Origin of the sequence: Gracilibacillus sp. HCP3S3_G5_2, assembly GCF_052063305.1 — a bacterium.
Lineage (GTDB): Bacteria > Bacillota > Bacilli > Bacillales > Amphibacillaceae > Gracilibacillus.
This window is the reverse complement of record NZ_JBQHXU010000012.1, coordinates 12,285-29,483: the sequence shown is the minus strand read 5'-3', so window position 1 is coordinate 29,483 and position 17,199 is coordinate 12,285. Positions and strand designations below refer to the sequence as shown.

The window sequence follows — 17,199 nt, the reverse complement described above, 5'->3', positions numbered from 1 at the left end:
ACCGTCCCCCACAAGATAAGTGGAGGATCAGCTGAACTAACACCCTACTATGTATCACTCCCTCAGTGGAGGACGAAAATCCCCTCTAAGGGAAAAGTTTCACTTTATACAGCCTTTGTTTTTAATTCTACGTCAATATTACCTCTAGTTGCTTTGGAGTATGGACAGAAGTCGTGTGCTTGTTTTGCCAATTCTTCTGCTTCTTCCTGTGATACTCCTTTAATTTCTACGTTGAGCACCACACCGATTTTAAATCCACCATCCGCTTCATCTTTTAGTAAACTAACCTCTGCAGTAATAGAAGATTCAATATCTTTCTTTTGTTTGGATGCCATTAAGTTTAATGCACCATCGTAGCATGCAGAATAACCGGCAGCAAATAACTGTTCTGGATTAGAGCCTGTTCCTTCACCGCCACCACCTGGATTTACCAGATCTAAATCAATTAAACCGTCATCTGATTTCACATGACCGTCACGGCCACCTTGTGCAGTTGCTTTGGATGTAAATAATACGTTACTCACTCTATCCACTCCTTTAAATTTAAATTAGAACGTTTACTTGTTCTATATTATTTATTCTACCAATACTATTCCTTTTCCTTCAATTATTAAACATTCTATTTAACTGGAATGGAGAAATTTATTTTTTTGTAAAGCGTTGTTTAATATTTTTTCTGCCTTGAGCACAAGCTCCTGTGATGGTGGCTCTATTCCTTCAAGTGGATAATCTAATCCAAGTTCTTCCCATTTATATATGCCGAGTTTATGGTAAGGTAAGACTTCGATTTTTTCGACATTAGACAATGTCTGGATAAATGCTGATAATCTTTTAAGTGATTCAACATCCTCATTAATCGTTGGCACTAATACATGTCTGATCCATACTGGCACACCTCTTTGATCAAGGTATTGTGCGAATCGTAGAATATGCTGATTGGACATACCTGTTAAGGCTAGATGTTTCGCTAGATCAATATGTTTTAAATCTAATAAAACCAAATCCGTTACTTGTATTAATCTATCGAGCTTTTCCATGTAATATGGTGAGGTGGAAAAGCATGCTCCACAACTATCAATGGTTGTATGAACTCCCAGCTTCTTTAATTCTGTAAAAAGCTCCGTCAAAAAATCGACTTGCAACAAAGGTTCACCACCACTAACCGTTACTCCTCCCCCTGAAGCTTGAAAAAAAGGCAAGTATGATTGAATGTCTGTAACTAATTCTTCTACGCTTATGTTCTTTCCATCGCCTCTCGCCCAAGTATCAGGATTGTGGCAATACTGGCATCTTAATAAGCAGCCTTGCATAAATATGACATACCGTAAACCTGGTCCATCAACCGTACCACAAGTTTCAATAGAATGAATTCTTCCAATCATCATACTCACCTTCTTTGTTTATTTAATCTTACATAGTTTCGTGAAACGTGCGATTAATCACATCAATTTGTTGCTCACGTGTTAGTTTATTAAAATTAACTGCATACCCTGAGACACGAATGGTTAGTTGTGGGTATTTCTCTGGATGCTCCATTGCATCCAATAATGTTTCTCTCTCAAAAACATTGACATTTAGGTGGTGACCTTGTTTCATTGCATAGCCGTCTAACATTCCTGCTAAATTACTGATTCTAGTCTGTTCTTCTTTGCCAAGTGCTTTTGGCACAATGGAGAAAGTATTGGATATACCATCTAATGCAAATTCATATGGTAATTTTGCTACAGAGCTGAGAGATGCCAATGATCCTCTTGTATCCCTTCCATGCAATGGATTTGCTCCAGGTGCGAACGGTTCTCCTGCTTTTCTGCCGTCTGGAGTATTTCCGGTTTTCTTACCATATACAACATTAGAGGTAATCGTAAGAATCGACTGCGTTGGTGTTGCTCCACGATAGGTTTTGTGCTTCTCTATTTTTTTCATAAATCTCTTCACAAGATCTTTAGCAATCTCGTCTACTCGATCATCATTATTTCCGTACTTCGGAAAATCACCTTTGATTTCATAGTCAACTACTAAGCCACTCTCATCTCGGAGCGTTCTTACTTTGGCATACTTAATTGCACTCAATGAATCGGCTACTACCGATAACCCTGCAATTCCACAAGCCATGGTTCGGAATACTTCTCTGTCATGAAGTGCCATTTCTATTCGTTCATAGCTATATTTATCATGCATATAGTGAATGATATTTAACGCATTAACATAAAGACCTGCAAGCCATTCTAGCATTTGATCATATTTCTCCACCACCTCATCATAATCTAAATATTCTGAAGTAATCGGAGCATACACCGGCCCTACTTGGATTTTTAATTTTTCATCTATCCCGCCATTAATCGCATATAACAGCGCCTTAGCTAGATTAGCTCTTGCACCAAAGAATTGCATTTGTTTACCGATACGCATCGCTGAAACGCAACATGCAATGCCATAATCATCCCCATATTGTTCGCGCATGAGGTCATCATTCTCATATTGAATAGCGCTTGTCACAATGGACATTTTTGCACAATATTTTTTGAATGCTTCAGGCAAGCGAGTTGACCATAGAACGGTTAAGTTTGGTTCAGGTGCAGGTCCCAAATTTGTTAATGTGTGTAAAAAGCGAAATGAGCTTTTTGTCACTAATGGTCGGCCATCTAATGCTATACCGCCAATTGATTCTGTTACCCAAGTTGGGTCACCACTAAATAATTCATTGTACTCTGGTGTCCTTGCAAATTTTACAAGACGAAGCTTCATGACAAATTGATCAATCAATTCTTGTGCTTCTTGCTCTGTTAAATAACCTTCCGCTAAATCCCTTTCAATGAACACATCCAAAAAAGTAGATACTCTACCGAGACTCATCGCAGCACCATTCTGTTCCTTGATAGCTGCTAAATAGGCTAAATACAGCCATTGCACTGCTTCTTGTGCATCATTCGCTGGACGAGATAAATCGAAACCATAAATTTCTCCTAATTGCTTCAACTCCTGTAACGCTCTTATTTGTTCTGTGATTTCCTCTCGGTCCCTAATCACTTCTTCTGTCATTTGTCCGTTTCCACCAATAATGTCTAATTGCTCTTGTTTATCTGTTATTAATCGATCCACCCCGTATAAGGCAACTCGTCGATAATCACCGATAATTCTTCCACGTCCATACGCATCAGGAAGTCCAGTTATAATCCCTGCTTTTCGGGCTAACAGCATTTCTTTCGTATATGCATCAAATACTCCCTGGTTATGTGTTTTGCGATATTCTGTGAATGTTTTCACAATGTTGCCGTCAATTTGATACCCATAGGATTGTGCGGCCGCCACTGCCATACGGATTCCACCAAATGGTTGTAAGGAACGCTTAAAGGGCTGATCTGTCTGTACACCTACTATCTTCTCTTTCGTTTTATCTAAATACCCTGCTCCATGTGAAGTAATAGTGGATATAACCTCTGTATCTAAGTCGTACACACCTCCATTCTCCTGTTCTTTTTTCGTCAATTCCATCACTTGTTCCCACAATTTCTTCGTATCTTCAGTTGCTTCTGCTAAAAATAATTCATCGCCATCATACAATGTGAAGTTCTTCATAATAAAGTCTCGTACATCAATCTCTTCCTGCCAACGACCTGGTGTAAAGCCTTGCCAAGCTACCTTGTTTTGGTCCATTCTTTCTTCTGTTTTCATTTTATTCCTCCTCTTCATATTGTTCAATGGTGAGCATGTTTCTATTATTAGTATATTATGTGAATCGACTTTTGTCATGTGAATTAATGAACAAAATTACTCTATTTTTATGAACTTTCAGAATTTGTTCACAAATTGCCTCTGATAAACATAAAGCATAATTCTTTACACATACTGAAATTATTGCCATATTAAAAGTGGATGTTCTACCAATCGAAGGAGGTAAAAATATGCAAAATTTCATTTTTCACAACCCAACGAAACTATATTTCGGTCAAGGACAATTAGAGAATTTACAAACAGAATTACAACATTACGGTGATAACATTCTGCTTGTCTACGGAGGCGGAAGCATTAAACGTAATGGATTATATGATCAGGTAATCGATATATTGAAGAAAAATAATAAAAATATATTTGAATTAAGTGGCGTTGAACCGAACCCTCGTGTAACTACTGCACGTAAAGGTATTACAATTTGCAAAGAAAAAGAAATAGATTTCATCCTTGCTGTGGGTGGTGGCAGTACGATTGACTGTACAAAAGCGATTGCTGCAGGCGCTAAAACAGAGGAAGATATTTGGGATATTGTAACAAAGAAAGCAAATGCTACTGGTGCACTTCCATTTGGAACAGTTCTGACACTTGCAGCAACAGGTTCAGAAATGAACGCTGGCTCTGTTATCACTAATTGGGAGACTAACGAAAAACATGGCTGGGGAAGCCCATATACCTACCCTGTTTTCTCAATTTTAGATCCTGTTTTTACTAAAACAGTACCGAAAGATCAAACAATTTATGGTATGGTGGATATAATGTCGCATGCACTAGAACACTATTTCCATCATGAAGAGAATACATTGTTACAAGATCGTATGGTAGAAGGCATTCTGCAAACGATGGTAGAAACAGCGCCAAAATTACTAGAAGATCTTGAAAATGAAGAACTTCGTGCTACAGTCTTATATAATGGTACGATGGCATTAAACGGTATGGTAAACATGGGTTATCATGGTGACTGGGCTACACACAACTTGGAACATGCTGTTTCAGCAGTACATGACATTCCACATGGCGGTGGCCTTGCAATCCTTTTCCCGAATTGGATGGAATATGCAATCGATGAAAATGTAAGTCGTTTTAAACAATTGGCTGTACGCGTATTTAATGTCGATCCAAGTGGTAAATCAGATAAAGAAGTTGGTTTGGAAGGAATTGCTAAACTTCGTGCATTCTGGAATAGTATCGATGCACCTTCTCGCCTATCTGATTATAACATTGGGGCAGACAGTATCGAGGAAATGGCAGACAAAACAGTGATCGCAAGGCCAGAATTCGGTAATTTCAAGAAGCTAAACCGTGAGGATGCAATTGCCATCTATCAAGCTTCTTTATAATAAAAGCTTAGTGCGTTCACTCAATATCCTATAGAATAAAACAGTGACCGATGGCTTGTTATCGGTCACTGTTCATATTGCTCGACGTTTCATTAAGTCCTTCTTCACTTTTCTCCTGCTCACCTGGTAATGGATCAACAGTATGTTTATATCCATACCCTTTATTTAACGTCATAATCGACAACCATAAGACAGCGATCACTACAATAATACACACAATAATGACAACCCACATATCCCGTATCCTTCCCTTTCTATTGAAATAAGCCCATTATAACACAAAATAAATTTGTGAAATATTTCACATAATAGTCAAAAACATTTTCATTTTCTTATGCTATAATCTAATCAGAACAAATAAAGGAGGTTACCATAATGATTTATTACGAATGGATTGATTTTAAAACAGACACCGATTACTACAGTCAAGAAACATTTGAAGAAAAAGTTGATGATCCGTTCGAGGCTCTTCTCTTAGAGGATAACAAAATATATCCTACTATGATTTGGACAAAACACTACGCTATTTTATTAAAAAACACAACACGAATGTATCAAGACCTAACCTTTATGAAAATTCCACGTAATCCCAGCAAGAATTATTAGAAGTTTTTTTTTAATCACTCATGCTCAATACTTCACAAACTTTTTTTTAAGGAGGAATCATGATGAGTACATCTGCTCCAAAGCTACAACCTACTATTAAACAAACCATTGATCAAAAAGTGAAGCTAGGTAAAGTAGCTTTATCAGCGTTAAAACAATTAAACCAAGCGGAAATTAACGATATCGTCAAGGCGATGGCCCTTGCAGGTTTGGATGCACATATGAAGCTTGCAAAAATGGCAGTAGATGAAACAAAAAGAGGTTTATACGAAGATAAAATTATTAAAAATATATTTGCCACTGAATATATCTATCATAACCTTAAATATGATAAAACGGTTGGAATCATTAATGAAAATCACCATGATGGTGTTATCGAAATAGCCGAACCTATTGGTGTTATTGCAGGAGTTACACCTGTTACTAATCCAACATCTACTACCATGTTCAAAACGTTGATAGCAATAAAAACTGGTAATCCTATTATTTTTGCTTTTCATCCTTCAGCCCAGAAAAGCAGTACAGAAGCAGCAAACATATTATATCAGGCTGCCGTTCAAGCGGGTGCACCAAAACATTGCATCCAATGGATAGAGAAACCTAGTATTGAAGCCACACAAGAATTAATGACACACGATGATATCGCACTTATCCTCGCAACAGGTGGAGCTGGAATGGTTAAAGCAGCATATAGCTCTGGAAAGCCGGCACTTGGTGTAGGACCAGGTAATGTGCCTTGCTACTTTGAAAAAACAACAGATATAAAACGAGCTGTCAATGACTTAATTCTTTCTAAAACTTTTGATAACGGAATGATTTGTGCTTCTGAACAGGCAGTCATCATCGACCAATCTATCTATCAAAAGGTTCAAAAGGAAATGGTTAACAATTATTGCTATTTCTTAAACAAAGAGGAAAAGAAAAAGCTGGAGAAACTAGCGATTAATGAAAGAACATGTGCCGTCAATGCCGATATCGTTGGAAAAAGCCCTGTAGAAATTGCTAAACAAGCTGGAATAAAGGTCCCTGTCAACACTAAAATTCTTGTTGCCGAATTAGATACAGTTGGACCAGACGAACCACTTTCTCGTGAGAAATTAAGTCCTATTCTGGCATGCTATCAAGTAAAAAACGAGGAAGAAGGTTTCCGACGTTGTGAAGAAATGCTTGAGTTCGGCGGTCTTGGCCACTCCGCTGTCATCCATTCTAATGATCAGGAAATAATTGAAGCATTCGGTAAACGAATGAAAGCAGGTCGAATCATTGTTAATGCTCCTTCTTCTCAAGGAGCGATCGGTGATATTTACAATGCCTACCTACCATCCTTAACTTTGGGATGTGGATCCTATGGCGGTAACTCTGTTTCAACTAACGTTGGGGCAATACACCTTATTAATACCAAAAAAATTGCTAAACGGAACGTCAATATGCAATGGTTTAAACTTCCACCAAAAGTCTATTTTGAAAAAAACGCCGTGCAATATTTAGCGAAAATGCCTAAAATAGCAAAAGCCTTTATCGTCACTGATCCAACCATGAAACAGCTAGGTTATGTAGATAAAATACTCTATTATTTACGTAAACGAGCTGACTATGTGCATTGCGAAATCTTTTCAGAAGTGGAACCCGATCCGTCTATAGAAACCGTCATGCGCGGTGCCGAAGCAATGAAAAAATTCGAACCTGATGTCATTATCGCCTTTGGGGGTGGTTCAGCAATGGACGCTGCTAAAGGTATGTGGTTATTCTATGAACATCCTGACACGGACTTTAACGGTATCAAGCAAAAATTCTTAGACATTCGTAAGCGCGTCTATCAATATCCAGAACTAGGGAAACAAGCAAAATTTGTTGCCATTCCAACGACTTCTGGAACTGGTTCTGAAGTAACACCATTCTCCGTTATTACGGATAAAGAAAACAACATTAAATATCCATTAGCTGATTATACATTAACACCGGACATCGCGATCATTGATCCACAATTTGTTATGACTGTACCTCCTGTAGTTACAGCCGATACAGGGATGGACGTACTGACACATGCGATCGAGGCTTATGTATCCAACATGGCAAATGACTATACAGATGGGCTTGCGATAAAAGCAATACAATTAGTCTTTAAGTATCTACCTGTTGTTTATAAAGATGGAAATAATGAAAAAGCAAGAGAAAAAATGCACAATGCATCTACTATCGCAGGAATGGCTTTTGCTAATGCATTTCTTGGAATTAATCACAGCTTGGCACATAAGCTTGGAGCAGCATTTCAAATTGCACATGGGCGAGCAAATGCGATTCTCATGCCCCATGTCATTCGTTACAATGCTAAAAAGCCAACCAAATTCGTTTCCTTTCCAAAATATGAGCATTTTGTTGCAGATCAGCGATATGCAGAAATAGCAAAGATATTGGGACTACCTGCTCGTACAACCGAAGAAGGGGTGGAAAGTTTAGTAAAAGCAGTGTGTGATCTTGCCAAGCAATTAGATATTCCGATGAGTATAAAAGCAAACGGTGTAGAAGAAAAAGCCTTTATGAAACAAGTCGATTATTTAGCCGACAAGGCTTTCGAAGATCAATGCACTACCGCAAACCCGAAATTACCATTAGTTACTGAATTAAAGCAAATCTATTTAGAAGCGTTTAAGGGTATATAACTTGTTAAAAACGGAGTGCTAATATAAAGGCTGGGACAAAATTAAAATAGCCAATGTAAAAATAGAAGCTATTAACGCAAATAGGAAGCGAACTATTTTGACGGAGCGGTGATATATTATATTGAGGATTTTTCTTTACCTTCCACTCTTTTGTCCCAGCTCATCAACTATTTATCGTGTAAGAAAGTTAAGCAAATTTAGACTCCTTCACCGTTTTCATTGTACTCCCGAACGCTTTTACAGCGATCACATAGAATAATGTAGGAATGTATTATAATCTTGAATGATGAAGGAGATTGATTATGTCGAACATTGCGCAAAAATCTGTCAGCAAGCGGAAAAAAAGTCGAAAAAGAAAATCATGTAGCTGTAGTGGCTACAGGAAAAATAAGCAATAATTAGCTATCGATTTATATAAAGTAAGAAATGATCACTTCGATAATCGACGCTACACCAGCTACCGCTAGAACAATAATAATTGGAATAAATATTGTAGAGTAAAAATGAAAGCCTAAAAATAAAAACAAGGAAGACCAAATGCCCGTACACCAGTGACATCGTAATAATTCACCAATCCACCTTTTAAAGCCATTCCCCTTAAACGTCACTGTTTCTTCTACAGTACCATCGGGTAGCCATTTTTCATCAACCTCAAAAAAAGGTGCTCGGAGAAAACCTGTGATCTTATCATAGACAATCAATCTTGTTAAGCGAAAAGTCGCTAAAGATAATAAAACAAAAGATAACCATGTAATCAAATGGGCACCTTCTCTCTTTTCTTCTTTACTTTCATATTATTAAGAAGACCCACAATTAATGATAAGAAAAGCCACTAAAAACTATTTGACTTATTCGCCCTGTTTGATTAAATGTACGGAGAAAAAATTGTTTTCAATGCTACCGGCATTTTTTATACTTTTCAAATGTGCAAAAAAAAGATCTGATAAGTGTGGCTTCCCTTAGTAAGGTTCTTGTCCCTACTAAGAATGAGCGAAATTTATCAGATCAGGAGTGCATTATTTATTTAATTGTTGTTCTACCATATCACCAATCCATGGTAACTTGAAATACTGACCTTGGTAAGCTTTAACCATTAAGACAATCCATAAAGCAAGTTCTAATGGATATAGCAATAGTCCCAATAACCACCCTATAAAAGGAATCCAACCTACCACTGTGTTTAATACGATCGCTACAATAGTAATAAAAATCGATTGTAATGCATGAAAACGAACAAAGCGATTTTCTTTTTCTAATAATAAAAAGACTACTCCGGTAATAATACCTGCAACATATGATAATAATCCTGCAACATTCTGATCTAATCCTGTTGATGTCTTGGTCTGTTGATCAGACTTTTGTTCTTCTGTCTCATTTGGTAATTGCTCCTCCGACATTTTCCTCCTCCTCTCCTTTTATATACTTCAATAATTAATTGTAGCATTTTCCAATTGTTCTTCCTATCGATATTTACTTTTTTGGAGAAATTTACTGTATAAAGAAGCTAAAACTTGCTGGAATAGCATACCAATTACAACAGGTACTGCTACAGGTCCGGGAAAATACTGAACAGCTATCACTGCCCCGGCACTAATATTTCTCATCCCACTGCTAAATGTCAAGGAAATGATATCTTGGCTTTCTCTTTTTAACCACTTAGCTAGCATCCATGCCATATAGTACCCGCTGGCAGCAACAATAAACATGGTAACGGCTACTTTAATAAGGTGAGAATCGATATTGATTAAATAATCTGCTACTTCAGAGCTATTGATCATAATCACTAATGCTAACGCTATCTTTGAAAAAGGGGCTAAACGTGGACTCCACTTCTCATGGATCTGTCCATGACTGATTTCATGCAACACCATGCCTAATATAGACGGAAGCACAATCATAATAAATAATCCTTTCATCATCGCCCATACTTCTAAATCAACAGATGCGCCAACAAATAATGATAAAGACAATGGTACAATAAAAGGTGATAAAATCGTATCAATCAAAATGACAGACAATGTTAGCGCAACATTCCCTTTATTCATAGATACCCAAATAAAGCTGGTAATCCCTGTAGGAATAATCATCGCTAATACAAAGCCAATGACAGTTAAATGATCATCACTAAAGGTGATACTCCCTATTAGAAAAGCCCATAATGGCATTAAAATATGTAAGATGACAAGTGCTATCAATATCGATAAAGGATGAGCGACAACTCGATATAACGCAACAAAATTTAAGCTAAGGCTACCTGCAAAGGTCATAAATGCAAAAATCCAGATCACCCAATTATCAAATTGAATAAAAAAGTCTGCAAATAACACACCAATGATGACACTTGATGGTGCAATAAAGGGCATAATTCTTTGAAGTAGTTGATTTAAACGATTTAACATTTCTGTTTACTCCTATGGTGTTATTTCTTCTTTAACCTCGGACGTCTTTCTGTCCAATCTACTTCGACTGGCACTCCAAAAAATTGTGTTAAATTTTCTGATTGGATCATTGCTTTTGTCGAACCTTGATTAAAGACACGGCCATTTTTTAACAACAATGTTTTAGTAAAGGTTGGTAAAATTTCCTCCACATGATGTGTGACATATATAATCGAGGGAGCTTCTTCCCCTCTACTTATATTCTCAATGGATTCTAATAGCTGCTCTCTTGCAATGAAATCTAATCCATTGGTCGGTTCGTCTAATATTAATAATTTGGGATTATTCATCAGAGCTCGTCCAATTAATACACGTTGCTGTTCCCCTTGTGATAAAGTTCGATATGCTCGATTAGCATAAGAAAAACAATCAAGGTCCTTCAATATTTGCTGTGCTTTGGCACGCATCTCATCTGTTGGTGATTCATATAAACCGATCGAAGCAAATGCACCACTTAATACGACTTGATACGCACTATCTGTTCCATATATTCGTTGCTTTAAAGTTGATGATACAATGCCAATTTGTTGTCTTAATTGTTCACCAAGGATATCCTTCCCAAATTGTTTTCCGATCACATTAACTTTTCCCTCGGTAGGAAAGTAGTAGGCACACAGCATATGCAACAGTGCTGTTTTCCCCGCACCGTTTAACCCTAATAAAGTCCAGTGTTCTCCTTTCTCCATTTTCCAATCAATCTCTTTTAGTATCCAATTTCCGTCTTTTTTTAATCCTACTTTTTCTAGATTTAATACCATATTGATCACTTCCTTCTACTATTAAGTATACATCTGAATAGTGAAAATTTCCTTTGTTTGGTTTTCACAAAAAAAGAACAAGAATTAGTAGTTTTTCATTGAAAATGATTCTCATTATCGGTATAATATAGGTAATCACATTTAGTGATGAAACATTCCCTTTACCCATTTCTTTTGTTACCCCCAAACAACAAAAGTTCAAGGATGTTTCCCAATCCATCGAAGCAACTATCTATTGAAGATAGCTTGCTTCTCTTTTTACATTCTCTTATTTAAAATTATTTTAAATAAATATTGATTTTTATAAAACTTGTATTATAATAAGAAGTGTAAAATTTTTATGGGAGAGGTGTTAATTATATGAGTCAAGAAAAAAAATACTTAACAACTGCCTCTGGTGCACCAGTTGGAGATAACCAAAACTCCATTACTGCCGGCCATAGAGGACCAACATTAATCCAAGACGTTCATTTACTAGAGAAACTAGCTCATTTTAACCGTGAAAGAGTTCCAGAAAGAGTTGTGCACGCAAAAGGTGCAGGAGCACACGGTTATTTTGAGGTAACAAATGACGTTTCTAAATACACAAAAGCTGACTTTTTATCTGAAGTTGGGAAGAAAACCCCGATGTTCATCCGTTTCTCAACTGTTGCTGGTGAATTAGGCTCTGCCGATACAGTACGTGACCCTCGTGGTTTTGCTGTAAAATTCTACACAGATGAAGGTAATTATGACTTAGTTGGGAATAATACACCTGTTTTCTTTATTCGTGATGCGATTAAATTCCCAGACTTTATCCATACACAAAAGCGTAATCCACAAACACATTTAAAAGATCCAAATGCTGTTTGGGATTTCTGGTCACTATCACCTGAGTCTTTACACCAAATTACTATTTTACATTCTGATCGTGGTATCCCGGCGACTCTTCGTCACATGGATGGTTTCGGAAGCCATACATTCAAATGGGTGAATAAAGATGGAGAAGCATTCTTTATTAAATATCACTTCAAAACAGATCAAGGAATTAAAAATCTTGATGTAGACTTGGCAGCTAAATTAGCTGGTGAAAATCCTGATTACCATATTGCGGATCTCTTTACTGCTATTGCAGAAGGTAATTATCCTTCTTGGACATTAAAAGTTCAAATTATGCCTGAAGCAGAGGCGCAAAACTATCGTTATGATCCATTTGATGTAACGAAAGTATGGCCACACAAAGATTATCCATTAATCGAAGTTGGTAAAATGGTATTAAACCGTAATCCAGAAAACTACTTTGCAGAAGTAGAGCAATCTGCTTTCTCTCCTGGACACTTTGTTCCTGGAATTGAAGCATCTCCAGATAAAATGCTTCAAGGTCGTTTGTTTGCATATTCTGATGCACATCGCTACCGTATTGGAGCAAATCATGAATCACTACCAATCAACCGTGCTAAGTCACCGGTAAACAATTACCAACGTGACGGTTTCATGAGCCATGACGGTAATGGTGGCAGTGCACCTAACTATGAACCAAATAGCTTTAGTGTTGCACCAAAAGAAACACCTGAACATAAAATTAGTCCTTTTGAAGTTTCTGGATTTGCAGATAGTGTTCCATATGATAGTGATGATCATTACTCTCAACCTCGTGCATTATTCCGTGATGTAATGAATGATGAAGAGCGCGAGCGTTTAATCCAAAACTTTGCGGATCATTTGAGCGGTGTAACTCGTGAAGGTATTGTTGAGCGTCAATTAGAAAACTTCTATAAAGTAGCTCCTGAATTAGCAGAAGGTATTGCTGCTAAACTAGGAGTAGACGTACCAGCACACGTAAAAGAATAAGGAATAAACAAAAAGAGACCATGTACGGTCTCTTTTTTTTATTATTGAAATACTAAAGAGGGAAAAGAAAATATCTCCAAATATAATCCTGATTAAAGTTTGGTTAAGGTACTTTGTCTATGATAATGAATAATATCAATATACAGTGAATAACCTGTTTCGGTTAATCCTGCCCCTGCACCTGTTAACATAATGGGACCAGATAAGTCACATTCGTAGACAATTGCATTTGTCGAGCCATAAATACCAGCTAGTGGGTCATTATCATCCATCAATTCTGGCTTAACAGAAGCTTCGATCGAACCATCTTCCCTTTTGGTTAAGCGTGAGAGCAGACGCCATTTTTGATTATTATCTTGCGCTTCTTTCACCATCTCTAACGTTAAATCGCTAATTCCCTTACAGTAAATATCTTCTGGTGCTATTTTTTCACCCATTAAATAGTTCGCTAAAATCGCTGTTTTATACCTTGCATCATAACCTTCTACATCACTAGTTGGATCCGCTTCTGCGAACCCGAGGCTTTGTGCTTTTTTTAAGGCTTCCTTGTATGTCTTTCCTTTCTCCATTTCGGTTATCATATAGTTAGTCGTCCCATTTAAGATACCTTTGATTTCCGTTATTTCATTACCTGCTAATGTCTCGACGGGCATTCTGAGAGCTGGTGTTCCGCTCATTACCGTTCCTTCAAATCCCCAGAATACGCCATTTTCCTTAGCTAATGCGGATAATTCGTCATAAGCTAAAGCCACAGGTCCTTTATTAGTCGTTACCACACTTTTTTGATGTTCAAAAGCTGTTCGACAATGATCAATGGCTGGTTGACCTGTCTTCACATCTGTGAACGTTACCTCTACAATCAGCTCTGCATTCGTATTCTTGATTGTTTCCATGCTATCCCAACCTCTAATTAATCCTGCTTGTTCTGGGTAAGCATCTAAACTCCCAGAATCTCTCACGGCAGAAACTAACTTTTCAAGGTTTAAACCTTGCGGATCATACACAGATCCTTTCATGATATCGGATACAGCGACAACCTCGGGTTTAAAACCATACGACGGCATTTCACCCTTTTGTTGTTTTAAAAAAATTTCTGCCAAAGCCTGCCCAACACCGCCAAATCCAATAAAAGCGATCTTCATAGTTAATCTCCTCAACTCCATCATTTTTAGCGTACACGGCTACAACAGAGTACGCTTTATTGGTTCATAAATAGACTTTCTGGCAAAGATTGAAAAGCTTGCTCTAAATCAGCAATTAAGTCATCCTTATCTTCCAGTCCTGCTGAATAGCGAATTAATCCTTCTGGTATCCCCATTGCTGCTCTTTCCTCTGGTGTACATTCTACGTGACTTGTTGTCCGGGAAGGACCAACAATTGTTTCAACAGAGCCAAGATGCGCTGCACGGTTCACATACTTTAGCTTTGGAAGTAGATATCTGAGTGTATCCACCCCACCTTTTACCGAGAAACTTAACATACTGCCAAATCCACTCATTTGTTTCTTCGCGATTTCATGACCTGGATGGTCCTCTAATCCTGGATAAAATACCGATTCAACGGTATCAACAGTTCTCAAATAGCGTGCAACTGCCATTGCATTTTCACTTTGTTTTTCTATTCTTAATTGGAGCGTTTTCATCCCTCTTAATAATAAATAGGCTGACATTGGGTCAAGTGTTGCTCCATTAATTTCTCGATAATGATAAATACTTTCTACTAATTGTTTAGATCCACAAACAGAGCCACCTAATGCATCTGCATGCCCTCCTAAAAATTTAGTGGCACTATGAATCACTAAGTCTGCTCCCAATTCTAGTGGATTTTGGTTAACTGGAGTGGCAAACGTGTTATCAACAATGACAATAGCGCCTGCTTTTTTTCCGATCTTCGCCATTCGTTCAATATCTGTGATTTTTACCGTTGGGTTTGTCGGGCTTTCTAAATAAAGCACTTTACAGCCTTTTGCTACCTCTGCTTCAATCGCTTCATGATCCCCCGTATCACATAAAATGACGTCTACTTTTTGCTTGGGGAGAAATTCGGTGAATATTTTATTGGTTCCGCCGTATGTGTCTTTAATCGAGACAATTCGATCCCCTGGAAACAATAGCGTTCCGAGTGTATTACTAATAGCTGCCATTCCGGTGGAAAAGCTAGTAGCAGCTTCTGCTCCTTCTAATATTCTTATTTTTTCTTCAAAGGCATTAACAGTTGGATTGGTATTGCGACCATAAATATGACCTTCTTTATTTCCGATTGCGACTTCATACCATTCATCCATATCGTCATACCCAAAAGATACACTGTGTACAACTGGAACTTGAGTGGCTCCGAAGGCTAATTGATCTTTTTCCCCTGCCCATACTGCCTTTGTACTCATTTTTACATCTCTCATACTATTCCCTCCTCGTCTAGTATTTATCTATTTATCTTGAAAACTAGCTGATAATTCCACCTTGTTCTTGAAATGGAAACGGATCTTGCACAATTAAATCTCTTTGGATATTGGTGAACGTTTCACCACCATTTTTTGTTACTCGAAATGATTCACTGATCTCAATTCCATAGTTGTCAAACCACAAGGCTGGTATAAGGTGGAATGTCATGTTTGGTTGTAGAACAGTTGCATCCTCTGATCGGATACTTGCTGTATGCTCTCCCCAATCTGGCGGGTAACCTAAACCTACGGAATATCCTAATCTTGCCTCTTTTTCAATTCCATATTTTTTGAGACAGTTATACCAATGCCTTTCCAATTCTCCACAAGTAACTCCTGGCTTTACCGCATCTAAAACGGTATTCAGACCTTCTACAACAATCGGAGCAATTTTCTCAAGCTGCATGGATGGTTTACCGATCGATACCGTTCGAGCTACTGGTACATGATACCTCTTGTAGCAGCCCGCTAGTTCAATAACAACAGACTCTCCTTCTTTATACTTTCTTTCCGACCAGGTTAAATGTGGTGCACCAGTCTTATCTCCAGACGGAAGTAATGGAACAATAGCTGGATAATCCCCTCCATAATCATCCGTGCCAGAAATCATTTGGTGATATATCGCTGCGGCAGTATCACACTCTCTATTCCCTACCCGTACACTTTCTACTGCTTTATCCATCGCTTGATCAGCAATTTCTGCTGCCCGCTTCATATATTCAATCTCTTTTTCAGATTTGATAATTCTTACATAGTTCACTAATAAATCCGCATTTTTAAATGAAGCATTTGGAAGTCCATCCTTTAACCTTTCGTAAGCTTTGGCAGTAAAATAATAGTTATCCATCTCGACACCAATTTTTCTATTGCCTTGCCCTATCTGTTTTAGGATTTCTGCAATGAAATCCATTGGGTGGTAAATCGATGATTGGACATAATAGTCCGGGAATGGAATAATATTTTCGTTGTAAATCCATGTGGTAATTTTGGCGCCATTTGCATCTTGATAACGACCAATCCAAATTGGTTGAGGTTCATCAATGATGATGATTAGCATTTGGTGAACATAGAATGACCATGCATCATAGCCTGATAAATAATTCATATTAGCTGGGTCCGATACAAGTAACACTTCAATCCCGTTTTCAGCCATCCGTTGTTTTGTCTTCGTTAAACGTTTTTGATATTCTAAAATATCAAAGGCCAACATCGTATTTCCCCCCTAAAAAATCTTTTTATTTCTTACTTTTATCCTATTAAATAGCTGGTTAACATGTAATGTTCAGATTGTATGAAGTTTTTCCTTTTCTGTCATACAACATGAATAAATATCCGAATTTAAGATATATTGTTCAATTCCACATATAAAAGTAGCCTGTGGCAAAGTCTGTTTGATAA

General features: G+C 37.6%; 15 protein-coding genes. 4 read left to right on the top strand and 11 right to left on the bottom strand.

The window, feature by feature from the left end; genetic code table 11:
- Window positions 1–104: 104 nt before the first annotated feature.
- The 3 genes from ACTNEP_RS16570 to pflB form a co-directional block, all read right to left on the bottom strand.
- The gene (locus ACTNEP_RS16570) at window positions 105–524 is read right to left on the bottom strand and encodes an organic hydroperoxide resistance protein (RefSeq protein WP_441163102.1); all 420 of its coding nucleotides are present in this window, start codon (window positions 522–524) and stop codon (window positions 105–107) included.
- Window positions 525–623: 99 nt separating this feature from the next.
- Complete coding sequence (pflA, locus tag ACTNEP_RS16565; RefSeq protein WP_441163101.1) at window positions 624–1,382, bottom strand: pyruvate formate-lyase-activating protein; 759 nt, start codon at window positions 1,380–1,382, stop codon at window positions 624–626.
- 28 nt (window positions 1,383–1,410) lie between these two features.
- Entirely contained in the window at window positions 1,411–3,654 is a 2,244-nt protein-coding gene (pflB, locus tag ACTNEP_RS16560; protein ID WP_441163169.1) for a formate C-acetyltransferase, read from the bottom strand.
- A 248-nt stretch (window positions 3,655–3,902) separates the two neighbouring features.
- Between pflB and ACTNEP_RS16555 the strand changes: the two genes are divergently transcribed.
- Window positions 3,903–5,069: an iron-containing alcohol dehydrogenase gene (locus tag ACTNEP_RS16555; protein WP_441163100.1), complete on the top strand. Its 1,167-nt coding sequence runs from the start codon at window positions 3,903–3,905 to the stop codon at window positions 5,067–5,069.
- A 58-nt stretch (window positions 5,070–5,127) separates the two neighbouring features.
- Here ACTNEP_RS16555 and ytzI read toward each other — a convergent pair whose 3' ends face one another.
- A complete protein-coding gene (ytzI, locus tag ACTNEP_RS16550) occupies window positions 5,128–5,304 on the bottom strand; it encodes a YtzI protein (protein WP_441163099.1) in 177 nt (58 codons plus the stop codon).
- A 140-nt stretch (window positions 5,305–5,444) separates the two neighbouring features.
- On the opposite strand from ytzI, the gene ACTNEP_RS16545 reads away from it, so the two are divergent.
- Window positions 5,445–5,675 carry a hypothetical protein gene (locus ACTNEP_RS16545; RefSeq protein ID WP_441163098.1) on the top strand — a complete coding sequence of 77 codons (231 nt, stop codon included), beginning with the start codon at window positions 5,445–5,447 and terminating at the stop codon, window positions 5,673–5,675.
- A gap of 62 nt (window positions 5,676–5,737) precedes the next feature.
- A complete protein-coding gene (adhE, locus tag ACTNEP_RS16540; RefSeq protein WP_441163097.1) occupies window positions 5,738–8,335 on the top strand; it encodes a bifunctional acetaldehyde-CoA/alcohol dehydrogenase in 2,598 nt (865 codons plus the stop codon).
- 410 nt (window positions 8,336–8,745) lie between these two features.
- Here adhE and ACTNEP_RS16535 read toward each other — a convergent pair whose 3' ends face one another.
- The 4 genes from ACTNEP_RS16535 to ACTNEP_RS16520 form a co-directional block, all read right to left on the bottom strand.
- Window positions 8,746–9,093, bottom strand: a complete 348-nt coding sequence (locus ACTNEP_RS16535; protein ID WP_441163096.1) for a DUF1360 domain-containing protein — start codon at window positions 9,091–9,093, stop codon at window positions 8,746–8,748.
- Between the two features lie 258 nt (window positions 9,094–9,351).
- On the bottom strand, window positions 9,352–9,732 hold the full coding sequence (locus ACTNEP_RS16530) for a DUF4870 domain-containing protein (RefSeq protein ID WP_441163095.1): 381 nt from the start codon (window positions 9,730–9,732) through the stop codon (window positions 9,352–9,354).
- Window positions 9,733–9,795: 63 nt separating this feature from the next.
- Window positions 9,796–10,734 carry a bile acid:sodium symporter family protein gene (locus ACTNEP_RS16525; RefSeq protein ID WP_441163094.1) on the bottom strand — a complete coding sequence of 313 codons (939 nt, stop codon included), beginning with the start codon at window positions 10,732–10,734 and terminating at the stop codon, window positions 9,796–9,798.
- A 20-nt stretch (window positions 10,735–10,754) separates the two neighbouring features.
- Entirely contained in the window at window positions 10,755–11,531 is a 777-nt protein-coding gene (locus tag ACTNEP_RS16520; RefSeq protein WP_441163093.1) for an ABC transporter ATP-binding protein, read from the bottom strand.
- Between the two features lie 360 nt (window positions 11,532–11,891).
- On the opposite strand from ACTNEP_RS16520, the gene ACTNEP_RS16515 reads away from it, so the two are divergent.
- Complete coding sequence (locus ACTNEP_RS16515; RefSeq protein ID WP_441163092.1) at window positions 11,892–13,361, top strand: catalase; 1,470 nt, start codon at window positions 11,892–11,894, stop codon at window positions 13,359–13,361.
- Window positions 13,362–13,453: 92 nt separating this feature from the next.
- On the opposite strand, the gene ACTNEP_RS16510 is transcribed toward ACTNEP_RS16515, so the two are convergent.
- The 3 genes from ACTNEP_RS16510 to ACTNEP_RS16500 are packed head-to-tail and all read right to left on the bottom strand — an operon-like array spanning window position 13,454 to window position 17,011.
- Window positions 13,454–14,503 carry a homoserine dehydrogenase gene (locus tag ACTNEP_RS16510; protein ID WP_441163091.1) on the bottom strand — a complete coding sequence of 350 codons (1,050 nt, stop codon included), beginning with the start codon at window positions 14,501–14,503 and terminating at the stop codon, window positions 13,454–13,456.
- A 56-nt stretch (window positions 14,504–14,559) separates the two neighbouring features.
- A complete protein-coding gene (locus tag ACTNEP_RS16505; RefSeq protein WP_441163090.1) occupies window positions 14,560–15,759 on the bottom strand; it encodes a cystathionine gamma-synthase family protein in 1,200 nt (399 codons plus the stop codon).
- A 43-nt stretch (window positions 15,760–15,802) separates the two neighbouring features.
- Window positions 15,803–17,011 (bottom strand): M24 family metallopeptidase, encoded by a 1,209-nt coding sequence (locus ACTNEP_RS16500; protein ID WP_441163089.1) that lies wholly within the window; start codon window positions 17,009–17,011, stop codon window positions 15,803–15,805.
- Between the last annotated feature and the right edge of the window lie 188 nt (window positions 17,012–17,199).

Coding starts and splice junctions, on each gene's coding strand:
- ACTNEP_RS16555 (WP_441163100.1), top strand. CDS start 3,903: ATGCAAAATTTCATTTTTCACAACCCAACGAAACTATATTTCGGTCAA.
- ACTNEP_RS16515 (WP_441163092.1), top strand. CDS start 11,892: ATGAGTCAAGAAAAAAAATACTTAACAACTGCCTCTGGTGCACCAGTT.
- ytzI (WP_441163099.1), bottom strand. CDS start 5,304: ATGTGGGTTGTCATTATTGTGTGTATTATTGTAGTGATCGCTGTCTTA.
- adhE (WP_441163097.1), top strand. CDS start 5,738: ATGAGTACATCTGCTCCAAAGCTACAACCTACTATTAAACAAACCATT.
- pflB (WP_441163169.1), bottom strand. CDS start 3,654: ATGGACCAAAACAAGGTAGCTTGGCAAGGCTTTACACCAGGTCGTTGG.
- ACTNEP_RS16520 (WP_441163093.1), bottom strand. CDS start 11,531: ATGGTATTAAATCTAGAAAAAGTAGGATTAAAAAAAGACGGAAATTGG.
- ACTNEP_RS16500 (WP_441163089.1), bottom strand. CDS start 17,011: ATGTTGGCCTTTGATATTTTAGAATATCAAAAACGTTTAACGAAGACA.
- ACTNEP_RS16525 (WP_441163094.1), bottom strand. CDS start 10,734: ATGTTAAATCGTTTAAATCAACTACTTCAAAGAATTATGCCCTTTATT.
- ACTNEP_RS16545 (WP_441163098.1), top strand. CDS start 5,445: ATGATTTATTACGAATGGATTGATTTTAAAACAGACACCGATTACTAC.
- ACTNEP_RS16510 (WP_441163091.1), bottom strand. CDS start 14,503: ATGAAGATCGCTTTTATTGGATTTGGCGGTGTTGGGCAGGCTTTGGCA.
- ACTNEP_RS16505 (WP_441163090.1), bottom strand. CDS start 15,759: ATGAGAGATGTAAAAATGAGTACAAAGGCAGTATGGGCAGGGGAAAAA.
- pflA (WP_441163101.1), bottom strand. CDS start 1,382: ATGATTGGAAGAATTCATTCTATTGAAACTTGTGGTACGGTTGATGGA.
- ACTNEP_RS16530 (WP_441163095.1), bottom strand. CDS start 9,732: ATGTCGGAGGAGCAATTACCAAATGAGACAGAAGAACAAAAGTCTGAT.